Annotated in this window: 17 protein-coding genes; 12 read left to right on the top strand and 5 right to left on the bottom strand. The window is 50.6% G+C overall.

Features of this window, described 5'->3' with window-relative positions; translation table 11 throughout:
* Position 1 precedes the first annotated feature (1 nt).
* The 4 genes from GJQ69_RS08210 to GJQ69_RS08195 all read left to right on the top strand — a co-directional run bounded on the left by GJQ69_RS08210 (position 2) and on the right by GJQ69_RS08195 (position 2,716).
* Complete coding sequence (locus GJQ69_RS08210; protein WP_086035215.1) at positions 2–856, top strand: ABC transporter ATP-binding protein; 855 nt, start codon at positions 2–4, stop codon at positions 854–856.
* Entirely contained in the window at positions 853–1,467 is a 615-nt protein-coding gene (locus GJQ69_RS08205; protein ID WP_086035216.1) for an ABC-2 transporter permease, read from the top strand. The genes GJQ69_RS08210 and GJQ69_RS08205 overlap by 4 nt, the downstream gene beginning before the upstream one ends.
* Before the next feature lie 80 nt (positions 1,468–1,547).
* Positions 1,548–2,021, top strand: coding sequence for a methylated-DNA--[protein]-cysteine S-methyltransferase (locus GJQ69_RS08200; RefSeq protein WP_338031345.1), 474 nt, complete (start codon positions 1,548–1,550; stop codon positions 2,019–2,021).
* Positions 2,018–2,716, top strand: coding sequence for a DNA alkylation repair protein (locus GJQ69_RS08195; protein WP_086035217.1), 699 nt, complete (start codon positions 2,018–2,020; stop codon positions 2,714–2,716). Before GJQ69_RS08200 ends, GJQ69_RS08195 begins: the two co-directional genes overlap by 4 nt.
* Here the strand turns inward: GJQ69_RS08195 and GJQ69_RS08190 are convergent.
* Complete coding sequence (locus tag GJQ69_RS08190) at positions 2,713–3,327, bottom strand: cytidylate kinase-like family protein (protein WP_086035218.1); 615 nt, start codon at positions 3,325–3,327, stop codon at positions 2,713–2,715. The two genes, GJQ69_RS08195 and GJQ69_RS08190, sit on opposite strands and share 4 nt — an antisense overlap.
* A 541-nt stretch (positions 3,328–3,868) precedes the next feature.
* Between GJQ69_RS08190 and GJQ69_RS08185 the strand changes: the two genes are divergently transcribed.
* From GJQ69_RS08185 to GJQ69_RS08175, 3 genes are read left to right on the top strand one after another with little or no spacing between them, the layout of a single operon-like run.
* Positions 3,869–4,906, top strand: a complete 1,038-nt coding sequence (locus GJQ69_RS08185) for an ABC transporter substrate-binding protein (RefSeq protein WP_236849674.1) — start codon at positions 3,869–3,871, stop codon at positions 4,904–4,906.
* Positions 4,907–4,954: 48 nt separating this feature from the next.
* Positions 4,955–5,866: an ABC transporter permease gene (locus GJQ69_RS08180; protein ID WP_086035221.1), complete on the top strand. Its 912-nt coding sequence runs from the start codon at positions 4,955–4,957 to the stop codon at positions 5,864–5,866.
* On the top strand, positions 5,844–6,650 hold the full coding sequence (locus tag GJQ69_RS08175) for an ABC transporter ATP-binding protein (RefSeq protein ID WP_433406498.1): 807 nt from the start codon (positions 5,844–5,846) through the stop codon (positions 6,648–6,650). The genes GJQ69_RS08180 and GJQ69_RS08175 overlap by 23 nt, the downstream gene beginning before the upstream one ends.
* 128 nt (positions 6,651–6,778) lie before the next feature.
* Here the strand turns inward: GJQ69_RS08175 and GJQ69_RS08170 are convergent, their stop codons facing one another.
* Entirely contained in the window at positions 6,779–8,467 is a 1,689-nt protein-coding gene (locus GJQ69_RS08170; RefSeq protein ID WP_086035222.1) for a lipopolysaccharide biosynthesis protein, read from the bottom strand.
* 250 nt (positions 8,468–8,717) lie between these two features.
* On the opposite strand from GJQ69_RS08170, the gene GJQ69_RS08165 reads away from it, so the two are divergent.
* Complete coding sequence (locus GJQ69_RS08165; protein ID WP_086035223.1) at positions 8,718–9,278, top strand: TIGR01440 family protein; 561 nt, start codon at positions 8,718–8,720, stop codon at positions 9,276–9,278.
* A 188-nt stretch (positions 9,279–9,466) separates the two neighbouring features.
* Here GJQ69_RS08165 and GJQ69_RS08160 read toward each other — a convergent pair whose 3' ends face one another.
* Both GJQ69_RS08160 and GJQ69_RS08155 read right to left on the bottom strand, forming a co-directional pair.
* On the bottom strand, positions 9,467–10,222 hold the full coding sequence (locus GJQ69_RS08160; protein WP_086035224.1) for a YwaF family protein: 756 nt from the start codon (positions 10,220–10,222) through the stop codon (positions 9,467–9,469).
* 39 nt (positions 10,223–10,261) lie between these two features.
* Positions 10,262–10,756 carry a nitroreductase family protein gene (locus tag GJQ69_RS08155; RefSeq protein ID WP_086035225.1) on the bottom strand — a complete coding sequence of 165 codons (495 nt, stop codon included), beginning with the start codon at positions 10,754–10,756 and terminating at the stop codon, positions 10,262–10,264.
* Between the two features lie 569 nt (positions 10,757–11,325).
* Here GJQ69_RS08155 and GJQ69_RS08150 point away from each other — a divergent pair.
* The 4 genes from GJQ69_RS08150 to GJQ69_RS08135 all read left to right on the top strand — a co-directional run bounded on the left by GJQ69_RS08150 (position 11,326) and on the right by GJQ69_RS08135 (position 14,708).
* A complete protein-coding gene (locus tag GJQ69_RS08150; protein ID WP_174193483.1) occupies positions 11,326–12,135 on the top strand; it encodes a basic amino acid ABC transporter substrate-binding protein in 810 nt (269 codons plus the stop codon).
* A gap of 105 nt (positions 12,136–12,240) precedes the next feature.
* Positions 12,241–12,945 carry an amino acid ABC transporter permease gene (locus GJQ69_RS08145; protein WP_338031370.1) on the top strand — a complete coding sequence of 235 codons (705 nt, stop codon included), beginning with the start codon at positions 12,241–12,243 and terminating at the stop codon, positions 12,943–12,945.
* Positions 12,932–13,666, top strand: a complete 735-nt coding sequence (locus tag GJQ69_RS08140) for an amino acid ABC transporter ATP-binding protein (protein WP_086035228.1) — start codon at positions 12,932–12,934, stop codon at positions 13,664–13,666. Before GJQ69_RS08145 ends, GJQ69_RS08140 begins: the two co-directional genes overlap by 14 nt.
* Positions 13,667–13,850: 184 nt before the next feature.
* The gene (locus GJQ69_RS08135; RefSeq protein ID WP_086035229.1) at positions 13,851–14,708 is read left to right on the top strand and encodes a YitT family protein; all 858 of its coding nucleotides are present in this window, start codon (positions 13,851–13,853) and stop codon (positions 14,706–14,708) included.
* A gap of 74 nt (positions 14,709–14,782) precedes the next feature.
* Here the strand turns inward: GJQ69_RS08135 and pyk are convergent, their stop codons facing one another.
* The gene (gene pyk / locus GJQ69_RS08130) at positions 14,783–16,540 is read right to left on the bottom strand and encodes a pyruvate kinase (RefSeq protein ID WP_086035230.1); all 1,758 of its coding nucleotides are present in this window, start codon (positions 16,538–16,540) and stop codon (positions 14,783–14,785) included.
* Between the last annotated feature and the right edge of the window lie 70 nt (positions 16,541–16,610).

The raw sequence follows: 16,610 nt of genomic DNA, 5'->3' as shown, positions 1-16,610 counted from the left end.
AATGGACGCTTTGAAACTACATGGCCTTACCAAAAACTATGCGGACTTTGCGCTGGACAATGTCAGCTTCAGTCTGCCGTCCGGCAGCATTCTGGGACTGATTGGTGAAAACGGCGCCGGAAAAAGTACCACCATTCGCCTATTGATGAATACGATACCGCGGGATAGCGGAGAGGTAACCGTGCTGGGCGTAGACAACCGTACACCTCAGTTTTATGCGGTTAAGCAGGATATTGGTGTGGTGATGGATGAAGCGAATTTTCCGGAAGTGCTGAACGCACGGCAGGTGAATCAGGTGATGAAGCGCACGTTTGCCCATTGGGACGAAGCGCAGTACAGCACATACCTAAAAAAATTCAATTTGCCAGACAAAAAGCAGTTTAAGGATTTTTCGCGCGGCATGAAGATGAAGCTCGCCATTGCCGTGGCGCTGTCCCATCACCCAAAGCTGCTGGTGCTGGATGAGGCGACCGGCGGACTGGACCCGATTGCCCGTGATGAAATTCTGGATATTTTTAATGACTTTACCCGCAGCAAGGATCATTCGATTCTGATGTCCTCCCACATTGTCAGTGACTTGGAAAAACTATGTGATTACATTGCTTTTTTGCATCAGGGAAAGCTGCTGTTCTGCGAGGAGAAGGACCGTCTGCTGGAAACCTACGGTTTGGTAAATGGTACGCGGGAAGAGCTGGAGCACCTTCCGGCAGGTGCGGTTCAGGGCGGTGTGCGCATCAGTGACTACGGTGTGGAAGCAATGGTCCTGCGGGACCGTTTGCCCGCCGGTGTCAAGGCAGAGCACATCAGTATCGAAGACATTATTGTTTTTCTGGGAAGAAAGGAGCACCGGATATGAGCGCGCTAATGCTGAAAGATTGGTATGTTATTACAAAACAGATGAAAGTTTTTCTGATACTCATTTTGTTTTTCTCGCTGATTCCCAATGTCACCATGACGGTTTTTGCCATTCTGTATGCGGCCATGCTGCCGATTAGTGCCATGGCTTATGATGAACGTTCCAAATGGGACACATTGGTGCGTATGATGCCCTATTCACCCAGAGATGTTGTTTTAAGCAAGTATGTTATGGGATACTGCGGTGTCGGCATTGCCGCGGCGTTTTCAGCGACTGTCACTGCTGTTAAAAGCATCGTTACCCACAGCAATGCGTTTGAAGATTTTGGAATAACCGTATTGGCCAGTATTTGTATGGCACTGGTCCTGCTGGCAATCCAGACACCCATGCTGATTTCTATGGGTGTGGAAAAAGGCCGGATGCTCTTTATGATTATTTTCTTTGTTATCTTTGGCGCTTTGGGTTTCTTTTTCTATATGGCGGAAAAACAGTCCCTCGCGAAGCCGTCTTTGACAAATCTCGTTTTTGGGATTATTTTTGCGGCGACTATCCTCGCAAATGTCATTTCCATTGTTATTTCCATACATTGCTATCAGCACAAAAAAGATTAAACAAGCAATCGGTTTTGCTGCCGTGGCCGGTACTGTCGGGCTGCGGCTTTTTGCTTTTTAAAAGAAGGGGGAAGCGCATTTTGTATACGTCTGCTTTTTGTAAAAGTCCCATTGGCCCACTGCTGCTGACGGCAAATGATGCGGGTCTGTGCGGGGTATCCCTAACGAATATACTTCCGAATGGCTGCACACAAAAAGAAACGCCCCTGCTGCAAACGGCAGCGGGGCAGATAGCGGACTACTTCGCGGGCAGACGAAAGATGTTTTCTTTGCCTCTTTCCCCCGAGGGAACGGCGTTCCAGCGGGACGTGTGGGAAGCTCTGCGGAAAATTCCATATGGTGAAACACGGACTTATGGACAGGTGGCACAGGCGGTCGGCCAACCACGTGCTTGTCGGGCGGTGGGAATGGCCTGTCACCGCAACCCGTTGCTGATTGTGGTGCCGTGTCACCGTGTGATTGGGCAGAACGGCAGCCTGACCGGTTTTGGTGCCGGCCTTGACGCGAAGGCCTTCTTGCTGCAAATGGAAAAGAAAGAGGCGCAGTCCTTATGACCATACCGGAAATAGAAGAGGAACTGCAGTGTATGGCGGAGCCAAAGTATCGAGACTTTTCCAGCCGGCTGCTGCCGCAGGCTGCGGCCGAAGGGATGCTGGGTGTCCGCCTTCCAAAGCTGCGGCAGATGGCCGGAAAAATATCGAAAGGGGATTGGCAGGCGTTCCTGCAAACCTGCCCGGACCGGTGGTTTGAAGAAATCATGCTGCAGGGAATGGTCATTGGCCGTGCGGCGAAAACGCCGGAGGAGGCCATACCGTGGATTCAGCAGTTCCTTCCAAAAATCGACAACTGGTCAATATGCGACAGCTTCTGTGTTGGGCTGAAAGTTGCGAACCGGTACCCGCAGCAGATGTGGCGGTTCGTAACACCTTATGTACGGAGTGAGCGGGAATATTTTGCCCGCTTTGGTGCCGTCATGCTGCTGGACCATTTTGCCGCACCGGAATACGCCGGAAAGGCGCTTCAGCTGTTGGACAACATGCGCAGCACAGCATATTATGCTGGTATGGCGGCAGCGTGGGCGGTGTCGGTTTTTTATGTACACTGTCCGGAGATAACTGGAGAATATCTGCGGCACAGTCATTTAAGCGATGCGGTTTATAATCAGGCATTACAAAAAATAATCGAGTCCCGTCGGGCAACGCCGGAGCAGAAAACCGCGGTGCGGGCCATGAAGCGAAAGCCTCGTTAGTCCTGATTCATATTGCTGGCGTCGATAATCAGCTGTACCGCACCTTCCAAACCAATATGGGTGGTATTGAGGCATAGGTCATAGTTCGCGGCATTGCCCCAGCGCTGGCTTGTGTAAAAATTACAGTAGGCGGCGCGCTCTTTGTCTATTTTATCAATGGTTTCCGGCGCTTTTTGGGGGCTGATTCCATAGTCATTAATTGCGTGCTGAATACGGAAATCACGGTCAGCGTGCAAAAATACGCGGAACACATGCGGGTGACTACGCAGAATGTAATCCGCACAGCGGCCGACAATGACACAGGGACCTTTTTGTGCAGCCTCTTTGATAATTTGTTCCTGCAAAAGGAAGAGCTGGTCGTTAAGCGGCAGGTTGGTGGTTACACTGGGCATTCCGAAACAGTAATTGCCCATGACCAGCGAATACAGCAGACTGCTGGCGTGCCGTTCGTCCGCGGAATGAAAAAATGTTTCGCTGATACCGCTTCGTTTGGCGGCAAGTGCCACCAGCTGCTTGTCATAATAGGGAACCTGCAGCCGTTTGGCGAGTTCCTGGCCGATTTGCCGGCCACCGCTGCCGTATTGGCGAGAAATGGTAATGATGTTTTGCATAAAGACACACCTCTCCTCTATAAAATAATACAAAAATATTTTATATATTATATACCATATCGTGCAAAATGTCAAATTTCAAGCGGAACACAAAGGATTTTCCACTAAAAAGCGCTGCTGTGTTGAAATTGATGCTTGACAAATATGCCGGACTGTTCTATGATAAATCTAATCAAAATGAAATAGATGAAACCTAAGAGAAAGACGAGTACGCCGGCAGGTGCCATTACAGAGAACTGCGCAGAGCTGAGAGCGTGGTATGGTCACAGCGGGCGGAATGGACTTTTGAGGGCAAACCGAACGGCCTTGGGCCCAGTAGGGGCGACGGAACCTTTCCCCGTTACAAGGAAAGCGCACATACATATTGTGTGCGGCAAAGCGGGCGCGGCCGCGAGGCAGCGCCAATCCGGGTGGTACCGCAGGAGTTTGTCATTTATCAGCTCTTGTCCCTGTTTTTACAGCAGGGGCAGGAGCTTTTTTATTTATCTGTCCGTACATTTTCCGCAGTCATTTTCACAAAAGAGAGAATAGGGAGGCATTTATGATGAAAAAGTATGGGAAACGTTTTCTGGCGGCAGCTCTTGCAGGTGCCATGGCACTGGCCTGTACAGCCTGCGGAGGAAGCGGTACTTCTGGTATATCCGGTTCTGCCGGTACGGCAGAGGGCAGCAAAAAAATTGGTGTTATTCAGTTCACCACGGTTCCTTCACTGGACAACTGCTATAAGGGATTTTTAAAGGGATTGCAGGACGAAGGTTTTGTGAAAGACAAAAATCTGACCATTGATTTCCAGAACGCACAGGCCGAAACGGCAACGGCGGACACACAGGCGCAGACAATGGCAAACAAAAAATACGATTTACTCGGGGCGATTGCAACACCGGCGGCCATGAGTGCCTATTCGGCGGCAAAGAGCAACGATATTCCGGTGGTGTTCACCGCGGTCAGCGATCCGGTATCGGCCAAATTGGTGAAGAGCTTGGACCATCCCGGCAGTGTGGCGACCGGCAGCAGCGACCAGCTTCCGCTGGAGGCACAGGTTAAAATGATTCGTGCGTTCCTGCCGAAAGCAAAGAAAATTGGCGTCCTTTACACGACCAGTGAGCCGAACTCCGTTTCCACACTGGAACGCCTGAAAAAAATTGCCCCGAAATACAACTTTGAGGTTGTCGGTCAGGGCGTCACCAACGACAGCGAAGTGGCATCCGGCGCACAGGTATTGGTCGCCAAAGGTGTGGACTGCTTTAATAACTTTACGGACAACAATGTCGTCAATAACATGAAGAGTGAGCTGCAGGCGGCCAATAAGGCGGGCATTCCGGTGTTTGGCTCTGAAGAGGAACAGGTGCGCGGCGGCTGCCTCGGCTCGGTCAGTATTGACTATACAGCGCTGGGCGAAGAAACCGGCAAAATTGCCGGCAAAATTCTGAAGGGGGAAGCGAAGCCGCAGGACACAAAGGTGTACACCACACAGACCGGCACACCAATTTATAATACCGATGTGCTGACAAAGCTGAAGCTGACTGTACCTGCCGCATACAAAGATGCTGCCAAAACGACGACAACGAAGTCGGCCTGAGACAGATTTTTCCGGCCGCTTTGACAAGAATAGAGGGGGACTTGAACTTTGGACATCTTTCTAGGCCTTTTGCAGGTGGTGCTGCGTGAGGGTTTTATTTATGGCATTATGGCGGTAGGGGTGTACATTACCTATAAGGTGCTGGATTTTCCGGACCTGACGGTGGATGGCTCGTTTCCGCTGGGTGCGTGCAGTGCCGCTGCTCTAATTACTGCCGGCGTTAATCCATGGCTTGCCTGCCTTATCTGTTTTGGGGTGGGTGCCGCCGCAGGTGCTGTGACGGGACTGCTGCATGTACGGCTGCATATTACAGACCTGCTTTCCGGTATTCTGGTAATGACCGCGCTGTACAGCGTCAATATGGCCATTACAGGGAAAAAAGCAGTACTTTCCTTCTTTGATGCACCAACTATTTTCAGCAGCGGACTGGGTGGTGCCCTGCATGATGCCCTTGGACAATGGGGCTGGGTCATCATGGCGTTCCTCGTATGTATGGTTGTCAAATGGGTCGTCGACATTTACCTGAAAACGCGTTCCGGACTGCTCCTGCGGGCAGCGGGCAGCAATTCTCAGTTTGTTGTTTCGCTGGGCAAGGACCCGGGTCGCATGAAAATTTTGGGTCTGATTTTAGGCAACGGCCTGACCGCCCTTTCCGGCTGTGTACTGGCACAGCAAAAGGAGAGCGCGGATGTTACTTCCGGCACCGGCATGGTGGTTATGTCGCTGGCGGCGGTCATTATCGGCGTATCGCTGTTTAGCCGTGTGAAGCGGATGCGGCCGACCATGATGGCCGTTATCGGCATGATTTTGTACCGAGCCTGCCTGACGGTCGCCATGCAGCTGGGGCTGGATACCAACTGGCTCAAGATGCTGATGTCCATTATCTTTGTTATCGCACTGGTTGCAAGCCGATTTGCGTCCGGGAGGGGGAAGCATTATGTCACAATTGACCGCACCTGAAGCAAAGCCGCTGGTGCGTATGGAGCACATTTATAAAACCTTCAATCCCGGTTCTGTCAATGAAGTGGTGCTGTTTCAGGATTTTAACCTGCAAATTGCAGAGGGAAGCTTTGTGGCAGTGGTTGGCAGCAACGGCTCCGGCAAGACAACAATTTTAAACCTGCTGTGCGGCAGCCTGCCGCTGGGTTCCGGCGAGATTTATGTGGGGGACCGGCAGGTTACGAAGATGAAAGAATATGAGCGTTCCCGATTTATCGGGCGTGTATTTCAGGACCCTTCCATGGGGACCTGCCCCTCATTGACGGTGCTGGAGAATATGGCTCTTGCGGACAACAAAGGCAGCTCGTTTCTGCTGCAGCGGGGTGTCAACCGCCGCAGGACACAGCATTATCGGGAGGAGCTTTCCCTGCTGCATATGGGACTGGAAGATAAACTGGGTGTGCAGGTCGGCAGCCTTTCCGGTGGGCAGCGGCAGGCGCTGGCAATGCTGATTGCGACGATGTCGCCAATCAACCTGCTGATTCTGGACGAACATACGGCGGCGCTGGACCCGCATTCCAGTGAAAATGTGATGGAACTGACACAGCGTGTGGCAAAAGAAAAGCATGTGACGATGCTGATGGTTACCCATAATCTGAAGTTTGCGGTGGCCTACGGTGACCGGCTGCTGATGATGCACCGCGGCCATATTATGCTGGACGCCGCCGGTGAGGACAAGAAGGTGCTGGACGTTCGTGACCTGACAAACCGCTTTGATGAAATCAGTGTAGAAGACGGAAACTAAATAAGTTCATTTCCCGGGGACGGCTTTTGAGCCGCCCCTTTTCTTATCTATTCTATGCAAAAAAAGCCGTTGGCCGCAGATATTCTGCAGCTAACGGCTTCTGATTTTGTTGTGGTCCAAGCGGCGTATCAGTGACGGTAGCGGTCGTGGGAGAACTCTTTTTCCTCTTTCTCTACTTCATCACGCAGATATGCTTCATAATCAAAACCATCTATTATATTTTTGGAAGACCCATGAACGGAGCCGTCACGGTCTGCTGGTGGGGAGGGACGTTTTTCCGTTCTGCTGCGAGCATATTCTTCATCCTGTGCAAAGGCCCGGCGGCTGTGGGAGTTCCGCTGTACGGCCGGAGCTTTGGTATTCGGCTCAGCCAAATGCCGTGCCGGTGTTTTGCGGCACAGAACCCAGTTCGGCAGTTTGTCCGTTACTTTTTCCGGAAGGACTTTGCACATCGACTGCACCAGCGGACGGTAGTTGATAATCAGCATGACCAGTGTGAGAAGGCTGCACCAGAGGATGCTGTGCCGGACGCTTTGAATCATCAGCAGGGCTTCCGCACCGAGCAGGGCGCTTTCTGCCAGCAGGCGCAGCGGACTGAAATGAATACGAATGAAGCGGCGGGTATCAATTGTACGTATTAGGAACATAATCACATAAGCGGCCAGCGTAGCCATGGCGGCACCCTGCGGTCCATAGGGCGGAATCAGCATTAAGTTTAACACAATGTTGATGACAGCCGCAATGATGGTGGTAATCATATTGTTCACGCTGCGTTTTTCCACCATATAAACAGTGCCGAGAAAACTGGCGAGACAGGAAAATGCCGTAGACAGCACCAGAATGGGGATATATACCCAGCCTTGGTGGAAACCGCGCGCCGTCAGCAGTGACATAAGCGGCCGGCACAGCAGAATGACCAGTGCACTGCCGACAAATACAATGGCCGACATCGCGTGAAACACCTGTGTAAAGAACCGCGCACGGCCCTTTTCCTCTGTAATAGAGGACATCTGCCAGGCATCCAGGAAAACGCTGACGACTAGGGAAATGAGGTTTGGAATTTTGTAGGCACCGGTAAAGGCACTGGCAGTTACTTTGTCCAGATAATGACCAACCATAATACGGTCGGAACTGTTTGTCAGCCAAAAAGCGACTTTGTTGGGAATTAGCGGGGCGGAATATTTCAGCATTTGGGCAGCGGTCAGACGGTTTAGTCCCTTAAAGCGGACAAACTTTCCTAGCCCTGCAACCCAGAACAGGAGCAGTGCGCCGATGAGGTCCGGAATGATAATCCCCAGAATGAATCCGGTAATGCCCATTTTCAGCGGATACAGGAATAGCAGTGTGAACAGAACCGTGGTGAAGGTCGTAAAGATGCCCTCAAACGCGTACAGCTTTACCATATTTCGGGCCCGTACAAACTGGCTGCACATATTGCGCAGGGAAGAGGTGAACACAAAAACGGCCACCAGCGTACTGCGCCCCTTCATAAAGCTTAACCAGGAGATGTTTTCCAGAAACGGTGACAGAAACAGCAGGACCAGAGAGCCCAGACAGGTGACAATCAGGCTAACGGTAAAAACATCTTTTTTGTTGTATCGACGGTCCAGACCAAAGCGGGTAACGCCATCGACAATCTGCAGGGAAAACAAAGGAATCAGCACGTTGCCGATATCCTGCATATTGCTGGCTGCGTTAAAATCACTGCCCAGCGCGCTGGTCGTGAAGCGCGTCATTAGTATGGTAAGAATTTTAGAACTGAAAGTACCAATCGCAAAAATCAGGGTATTAGACAACAGCCTTTTGTATTTGTTCAAAATTTAACTCTCCTGTCCAAAAAATCGAAAAGCATAAAATCGTCCCCTATTATAGCATATCCGGGGCAGAAAGTTCAATGGCCGCAAGCAGAGAGAAAGAACTGTCTTTTTGTGCGCCCCAGCTGGGCAGGCGTATGCTCAGCCGGTGAAAATACAGGAAAAGGGGTGCGCTTTGGTGTACTTTGTGCTATACTGTATTCATAAAAACATAAAATTGATTCCGTAACAGCTGCAGGGAGGGTGTTCTTTTATGGTCGAAAATTTGGAAGATTTGCGTGCACTGGCGGGGAAAGCCGCGGGTGAGCTGCTGGATAAGGCAAAAGTCCGCCCCGGACAGCTGATGGTCGTAGGCTGCTCTTCCAGCGAAGTCGGCGGGCATCGCATTGGCACGGACAGCAATGTGGAAACCGCTGCCGCGCTTTTTGACGGCATTTATGAGCAGGTAAAAAAGCGCGGCCTGTTCCTGGCGGCGCAGTGCTGTGAGCATTTGAACCGTGCGCTGATTATTGAGCGCGAGGCTGCGGAAAAATTCGGATATGAACAGGTCAATGTAGTGCCGCAGCCCAAAGCCGGCGGTTCTTTTGGCACCACAGCCTATGCGCGGTTCAGCGACCCGGTTGCGGTGGAACATGTGCGTGCGGACTGCGGCATGGATATCGGCGGTACGCTGATTGGTATGCATTTAAAAGAAGTGGCCGTTCCGGTGCGCCTTTCTATGGACCATATCGGTGAGGCGGTACTGCTGTGTGCACGTACTCGGCCGAAGTTTGTCGGCGGCGTGCGCGCCCACTATGATGAAAACCTTCTGTAAGTTCTGAAAGAACGATTGATAAAGCTTTGCCTGCCTTCTATACCAGCGATAATTTAATATTGCGGCGAAGGCGCTGTACTCATTATGAGCACAGCGCCTCTTTTGATTTTGCTTACAAGTTTTTTCTACATACAAAGCTTCTCTTTTTTTGCTGCGTATTTTTGCGTAGTGTGCCTCTGGCTCCCCAATCAGCCAGGGGCACTCTCTTTATGTCCGGCCGGAAGCAGGTACATGATTCGCATTACCAACAGAACCAGTACAGCATAGCCGAATAGATAACCCGGATTTCCGAGAAAACCAGCCAGCCATTCCAAAGGTGTTCCCGGTTCCGGTACATTGATAAAAAGATAGTTTGCCCCGAAATGCTGGTTAAACAGGTACATGGGCGGAACAAGAATGATGAGAAAAACAAGCGGTTTCCAGAAATATTGAAGCTGTGGGTGAATGGTTCCTTGACGCAGCTGGCACAGTACATATAGGACAATCAAACCGTGAAACAGAAAACTTTGGATACTGATAAAGGAAAGAGGTGGATATCTATTCCAGTTGGGCAGCAGCAGTGCGGCAAGCGTTCCCGGAAGACACAGCGCATACAAAGTCTGACCCAGCCAATCCCAGCTGGTACAGGCGTGCAGCAGACATAAAATACCCGCTAAACTGCACAAATGCAGCGGCAGCTCATAAACAGTCAGGTGACCGATTCGCTGTAAAATCAGCAGACGCAAAGCAATGAGAAGTACCAGCGCGGCACCAAGGATGCGGGAAACGATTGTCCGCCAATGGCTGTTCCGGTGGGAAAAGCAGTGTTCAAACAAGGCACCGCCGGCTGCCAGTATTCCCAGCCACAAAAGATGTGCCGACCCGAAATGGGCAAAACCACAGCCTGCCGGCAGGTCTGATTCATAGGTGAAAAACAAATGAAAAAGAGCAGTGCTTGACTGCATATCTGCTGGCCTCCCTTCGGCTGTTCTTATATGTTTCAGTCAAACAATGTGTATCCGGGTACGGTCAAAACGGTCCTGTTGCACCGCGGTCGCCGTTGGATATCCCACCGGCACGATGGCAAAGGATTCCAGCGTATCCGGAAGATGCAGGGCATTCGCTACGGAAAGCATCCGGTCCCGCTGCGGGTAAACGCCCAGCCAGACAGCACCAAGGCCAAGCTGTGCCGCCTCCAGCAAGATATTTTCACAGCAGGCGCTCATATCCAGTGGAGCGTCTTCTGCATAAACAAGCCCTTCTCGGCGGATGCAAAGTACAAGTGCGGCGGGGGCGTGTGCCGCACAGGCGGAGTAGGGACTGCATTCGGACAGCTTCCGCAGGGTGACGGTGTCCTGCACTACATAAAATCCCCATGGCTGCTGGTTGCATGCAGAGGGTGCCGCCATACCAGCTTTTAAAAGCTGCTCCAGTTTTTCCGGTTCCACCGGTTTGACCTGATAGTTTCGGATACTAGTGCGCATAAAAATAGAATCCATTTTTAACAGCTCCTTTTGCAGCCACTTTACACCGGCTTCATGCGGGTGTCAACATGAATGCCTTTCAACAGAGGATTTGTATTTCCATGATTTACCACATACAATAGATTTTAAATAAAAAGGGATGGGGAAAATGTCATGAAAGGGCTTTTAGCGGGCCAGATGCCCGAAGTACACGTTTATGGCAGAACGGCTGGCCTAGAGGGGCGGATTCGTGCGGGGAAACTATGGGTGCAGACGTTTTGCAGGAGGCTGTGCATCTTTATCAGGAGCAGACAGGGGACCGGAAAACCACCGGGCGGCGGCCAAAGTACCGACACACCGCCTAAGACAGCATTTACCGCGGTCTGCACCGGGGGAAAGCAATGTGCTTTCGTAAAAATATGCACATATATATGCATAAATAAATGCATATCCGTGTATTATCCTGACATATTGCGATAAAAGTGAAAAAATATTCGTTTAATACTTGACTTCTGCATATTGAAGTATTACAATAAAGCCACTTTCAAAAAAGAAATACCGGCGACTGCATGAGGATTGGCCGAATGGTAAAGGAGAGAGAACTTATGAAAAAGGTAAAAATGTTTTTGGCAGCAACGTTAGCGGTATCCATGCTGGTCCCTATGGCAGCATGTGCATCCTTTGACACCTCGTCCGGCACGGCCAGCGGTACAACCGGTACAGCGGCGGCCAGCACAGCCGGCGGGAATGTGACCATGTCCACCAACGCCGAGTTTGAACCATTTGAGTACAAGGCAAACGGCAAAATTGTCGGTATCGATGTAGATATTGCCAATAAGGTTGCTGCAAAGCTTGGTAAGACGCTGCAGGTGCGTGATGTTGCGTTCGATTCGCTGCCGGCAGAGTTGACCGCTGGCAAGTGCGACTTCGTCGCGGCAGGCATGACGATTACGGATGACCGTAAAAAGAACATGGACTTCTCGGATTCATACTTTGATGCGGCACAGGCAATTATTGTTGCGAAGGGCAGCACCATTAAGGGCAAGGCGGACTTAAAGGGCAAAAAGATTGGTGTACAGCAGGGCACAACGGGCGACGACTACTGCACCAAAAATTATAAAGATACACCTCCGAAGCGCTACAATAAGGGCGCGGACGCCATTTCGGACCTTATTTCCAAGCGTATTGATGCGGTCGTCATTGACGACTATTCGGCACAGAAATTTGTTGCGAAGAACGCCAATCAGGTACAGAAGCTTTCGGATGCGCTGACGGTGGAGCATTATGCCATTGCCGTAAAGAAAGGCAACACCCAGCTTGTCAGTACCATCAATGGTGTCCTGAAGAATATGAAGTCCAACGGCGAACTGGACAAAATCATCAACAAATATAAGTCGGCTCTGGAAAGCGATTGAAAAACTGACTGAAACAGAAAGCGGTAGGGAGGGGGATATGCACTCCCTGCCGCTTTTCTTTTCATAGGGAGGGCGACCATGAATTTTACGTTTCCGGCAGTATCCATGTCTTTCTTTTCTGTACTGAAAGACCAGATTTATGAATGTCTCATTAAAGAAAACCGCTATATGTACATTGTAACGGGCCTCGGAAATACCCTATTGATTACCGTATTTGCGGTACTCATCGGTGTGGTGCTGGGTACACTGGTGGCACTGGTTAAAACCGCCCATCAGAACGACCCCAAAAAGATGCGTGTCCCGAACGCTATCTGCTCGGTGTACCTTACCGTTATCCGCGGTACACCTGTGCTTGTACAGCTGATGATTATGTACTATATTATTATTGTAGGGACTGCCATCAATGATATTGGTACGGCAATTCTTGCTTTTGGCATTAATTCCGGGGCCTATGTGGCGGAAGTTATCCGCAGCGGCATCATGTCTGTAGACCGTGGGCAGACCGAAGCGGGCCGTTCTCTTGGCCTGTCACAGCGTACAACTATGGTGAAGATTGTTTTCCCGCAGGCAGTGAAAAATGTGCTGCCGGCTATCGGCAACGAGTTTATTTCCCTGTTGAAGGAAACTTCCGTTGCCGGCTACATCGGCATTCAGGACCTGACAAAGGGCGGCGATGTTATCCGCAGCATTACTTATCAGCCGTATCTGCCTCTGTTAGCCACCGCCGCTGTGTATCTGGTGATTGTCATTGCGCTGAGTGCGCTGCTGTCCAAGGCCGAAAGGAGGATGCGCAGAAGTGATTACCGTTAAAAACCTATATAAAAGTTTTCATACGTTGAATGGTACCGTAGAAGTGCTGAAGGGCATCGACCAGGAAATTGAAAAAGGCGAGAAGGTCGTTATTGTTGGGCCGTCTGGCTCCGGAAAAAGTACCTTCCTGCGCTGTCTGAATCTGCTGGAGCAGCCGACCAGCGGCGAAATCTGGTTTGAAGGACAGCAAATCAATGTGCCCGGTTTTGATGTGGATGGCCTGCGCCGTAAAATCGGCATGGTGTTTCAGCATTTTAACCTATTTCCGCATCTGACGGTACAGCAGAATATCACGCTGGCACCGGTTACCCTGAAGCTGAAGTCCCAGGAAGAAGCCAACGAGCGTGCACTGGAACTTTTAAAGCGCGTAAATCTGGAAAGCAAGGCGGACGCTTATCCAAGCCAGCTTTCCGGCGGACAGAAGCAGCGTATCGCAATCGTTCGTGCGCTGGCAATGGAACCGGACGTGATGCTTTTTGATGAACCTACCAGTGCGCTGGACCCGGAAATGGTCGGCGAGGTGCTGCAGGTTATGAAGGAGCTGGCCGAAGAGGGCATGACCATGGTAGTTGTTACCCACGAAATGGCTTTTGCCCGTGAAGTGGCGAACCGTGTCCTGTTTGTGGATGGCGGCAAGGTGCTGGAAGAGGCCGACCCGGACACTTTTTTTGGACACCCAAAATCCCCCCGTCTGCAGGATTTTTTGAATAAAGTGCTGTAAAACATAAAAATATTTTTCGCAGGGCTGTTGCTTTTTTCGGAAAGTGGCAGCCCCGTTTTCGATTCTTTTATGACAAAACGGGGAATAATTATTTGCTTTTTGTACGGAATCGGCTATACTATTCTTTCGGGCGGCAGCAATAGGCCCCCGAATGCTTGAAAGATTCCGGAGGGTGAAGAAAAGTATGAAACAAAAGGTTTTCTCTGTGGCAGGGGAGTACACACGGCTGACTGTGGCTACGCTGATTATGGTCGTGGGCATCTATTTCTTTAAATTTCCAAACCATTTTTGTTTTGGCGGCGTGACTGGCATAGCAGTGCTGTTAAGCGGCTTTATGAAATTGAGTGCCTCCAGTTATACCTTTATTATCAACATGGTATTGTTGGGGGCAGGCTTTCTGTTCTTAGGAAAGAACTTTGGCATTAAAACCGTGTACGTCAGTGTACTGATGTCCGTTGGGCTGAGCGTGCTGGAAAAAGTATATCCTATGATACGGCCGCTTACAGATGAACCGGTGCTGGAATTTATGTTTGCGGTGTTTCTGCCCTCATTGGGTTCGGCGATTCTGTTTGATATGGACGCTTCTGGCGGCGGAACGGATATTTTGGCGATGATTCTTAAAAAATATACCAGCCTGAATATTGGCGTTACCCTAATGCTGGTGGATGTGTTCATCACGGTGGCGGCATTTTTGGTGTATGGACCAAAGACAGGCCTGTTCTCCTTTGCCGGTTTGCTCAGCAAAACGCTGGTGATTGACGGCGTGATTGAAAACATGAACCTGTGCAAATACTTTACGGTTGTCTGTGATAACCCGACTCCTATCTGTGACTTTATCCACGAGCAACTGAAACGCAGTGCCACTGTTTTCAGTGCGGAGGGCAGTTACCTGCATAATCAAAAAAAAATCATTCTGACAGTTATGCGGCGCAGTCAGGCGGTGCGTCTGCGCCGCTTTATCCGTGAAAACCAGCCGGGTGCGTTCATTATGATTACCAACAGCAGTGAGATTATTGGGAAAGGCTTCCGCGGTGTCAACTGACAGACAGGCGTATTAAAAACAGCCTCTGTAGGTTTTGACCCACAGAGGCTGTTTTTGATATGTTTCAAGAAATATTATGCGTTTTCGTTGACGGCTACACCGGCATATACAATGCCGCGGTCGGAATCCAGCGTAATGGTTACGCCGCTGCGCAGAATTTTGGTAGCGTTCCGCGCGCCGACAATGACCGGCTTATTGAGGGACAGGCCTACAATGGCTGCATGAGAGTTCAGGCCCTTTTCCTCGGTGATGATACCGGAAGCTTTGCGCATATACGGCATCATGGAATTATTGGTGCTTGGAATTACGATAATATCATTTGTCTGGAAGTTCTGGTGCAGGTCATCGATATTTCTGCAGACACACAGGTTACTGCATACGCTGCCGAGGGAAATTCCGTCGCCGGTTACCAAGACATCACCAACCAGCTGTACTTTCAGCAGGTTGGTCGTGCCAGAAACGCCGAGGGGAACGCCGGCTGTAATGACAGTCAGGTCACCATTCTGTACCAATCCGTGGTCACGGGCAACATTGACAACGTGCTCGAAAAGTTCATCGGTGTTGTCCTTTTCTTCCACCATCAGCGGAATAACGCCCCAGGACAGATTCATCTGGTACCAAACCTTGCGGTTGGTCGTGCCGCTGATAATGGGACAGGCTGGACGATATTTGGAAATGGTGCGCGCGGTATGGCCGGACTGTGTGACAGTCATAATGGCAACGGCGCCCAGGTCGTGTGCAGTAGTGCAGGTTGCGTGAGAAATGGCAGAAGTGACGTCCTTTTTCTCCGTCCAGTCCGCGCTGCGGAATCGGCTAATGTAGTCGATGTTCCGTTCCGTATGTTCCGCAATGCACGCCATGGTGCGCACGGCTTCCACCGGATATTTGCCGGCAGCCGTTTCACCGGAAAGCATAATGGCACTGGTACCGTCGAATACAGCATTTGCTACATCCGTTGTTTCTGCACGGGTGGGACGCGGGTGCTGAATCATAGAATCCAGCATTTGGGTAGCGGTAACGGCAACCTTTCCGGCAGCGTGTACTTTGGTGATAATCTTTTTCTGCAGAATCGGAACTTCTTCCATAGGGACTTCAACACCAAGGTCGCCGCGGGCAACCATGATGCCGTCGGATACACGGATAATTTCGTCGATGTTTTTCACACCGCCCGTGCTTTCAATTTTGCTGATAATTTGGATGTCGTGGTTGCCGTTCTTTTCCAGTTCACTGCGCAGGGAAAGAATATCATCCGCGCTGCGGGAAAAGGAAGCGGCAATAATGTCAAAGTCCTGTTCCACACCAAAGGCAATATCGGACTTGTCCTGTTCACTCAAAAACGGCAGGGACAGGGTGGAGCCCGGGATGTTAATGCCTTTATGTTTGGTGATGGGACCGCCGTTCATCACTGTACACAGAATGTCTGTATCATTTGTTTTGTCAACGCGAAGTTCAATGAGGCCGTCATCAATCAAAATTTTTGTACCGGGAGTCACCTCTTTAGGCAGGTTGGCAAACGTGATTGCACACTGTTTGTCATCACCCGTGATGTCCCGAGTCGTTAATGTATAGGGCTGTCCATCCACTAGGTTCACCGGCTTTTCAAATTCGCGTGTGCGGATTTCCGGTCCCTTGGTGTCCAGCAGCAGTGCTACCGGCAAATCCAGTTCCTGGCGGAGTTCTTTCACGGCATTGATGCGAACAAGCTGCTCCTCATGGGTGCCGTGGGAAAAATTGATGCGCGCCACATCCATGCCGGAAAGCATCAGCTCACGCAGCACTTTCTTATCGTCCGTGGCAGGTCCAAGCGTACAGATGATTTTTGTTTTACGCATAAACAAATGACCTCGATTTCTACAAAGTATCGGCAAAACAGGAACCGCTGAAGCGCAGTATCGTTTCAGC

The sequence above is a fragment of the Caproicibacterium lactatifermentans genome, from assembly GCF_013315815.1.
In the GTDB taxonomy this organism is placed as follows: domain Bacteria; phylum Bacillota; class Clostridia; order Oscillospirales; family Acutalibacteraceae; genus Caproicibacterium; species Caproicibacterium lactatifermentans.
The sequence above is the reverse complement of the archived record's forward strand: the minus strand, read 5'-3'. Positions and strand labels throughout refer to the sequence as shown.

Coding starts and splice junctions, on each gene's coding strand:
- pyk (WP_086035230.1), bottom strand. CDS start 16,540: ATGCGTAAAACAAAAATCATCTGTACGCTTGGACCTGCCACGGACGAT.
- GJQ69_RS08190 (WP_086035218.1), bottom strand. CDS start 3,327: ATGCAAAACATCATTACCATTTCTCGCCAATACGGCAGCGGTGGCCGG.
- GJQ69_RS08205 (WP_086035216.1), top strand. CDS start 853: ATGAGCGCGCTAATGCTGAAAGATTGGTATGTTATTACAAAACAGATG.
- GJQ69_RS08175 (WP_433406498.1), top strand. CDS start 5,844: ATGTCACAATTGACCGCACCTGAAGCAAAGCCGCTGGTGCGTATGGAG.
- GJQ69_RS08160 (WP_086035224.1), bottom strand. CDS start 10,222: ATGCAGTCAAGCACTGCTCTTTTTCATTTGTTTTTCACCTATGAATCA.
- GJQ69_RS08185 (WP_236849674.1), top strand. CDS start 3,869: ATGATGAAAAAGTATGGGAAACGTTTTCTGGCGGCAGCTCTTGCAGGT.
- GJQ69_RS08165 (WP_086035223.1), top strand. CDS start 8,718: ATGGTCGAAAATTTGGAAGATTTGCGTGCACTGGCGGGGAAAGCCGCG.
- GJQ69_RS08210 (WP_086035215.1), top strand. CDS start 2: ATGGACGCTTTGAAACTACATGGCCTTACCAAAAACTATGCGGACTTT.
- GJQ69_RS08155 (WP_086035225.1), bottom strand. CDS start 10,756: ATGGATTCTATTTTTATGCGCACTAGTATCCGAAACTATCAGGTCAAA.
- GJQ69_RS08195 (WP_086035217.1), top strand. CDS start 2,018: ATGACCATACCGGAAATAGAAGAGGAACTGCAGTGTATGGCGGAGCCA.
- GJQ69_RS08150 (WP_174193483.1), top strand. CDS start 11,326: ATGAAAAAGGTAAAAATGTTTTTGGCAGCAACGTTAGCGGTATCCATG.
- GJQ69_RS08135 (WP_086035229.1), top strand. CDS start 13,851: ATGAAACAAAAGGTTTTCTCTGTGGCAGGGGAGTACACACGGCTGACT.
- GJQ69_RS08145 (WP_338031370.1), top strand. CDS start 12,241: ATGTCTTTCTTTTCTGTACTGAAAGACCAGATTTATGAATGTCTCATT.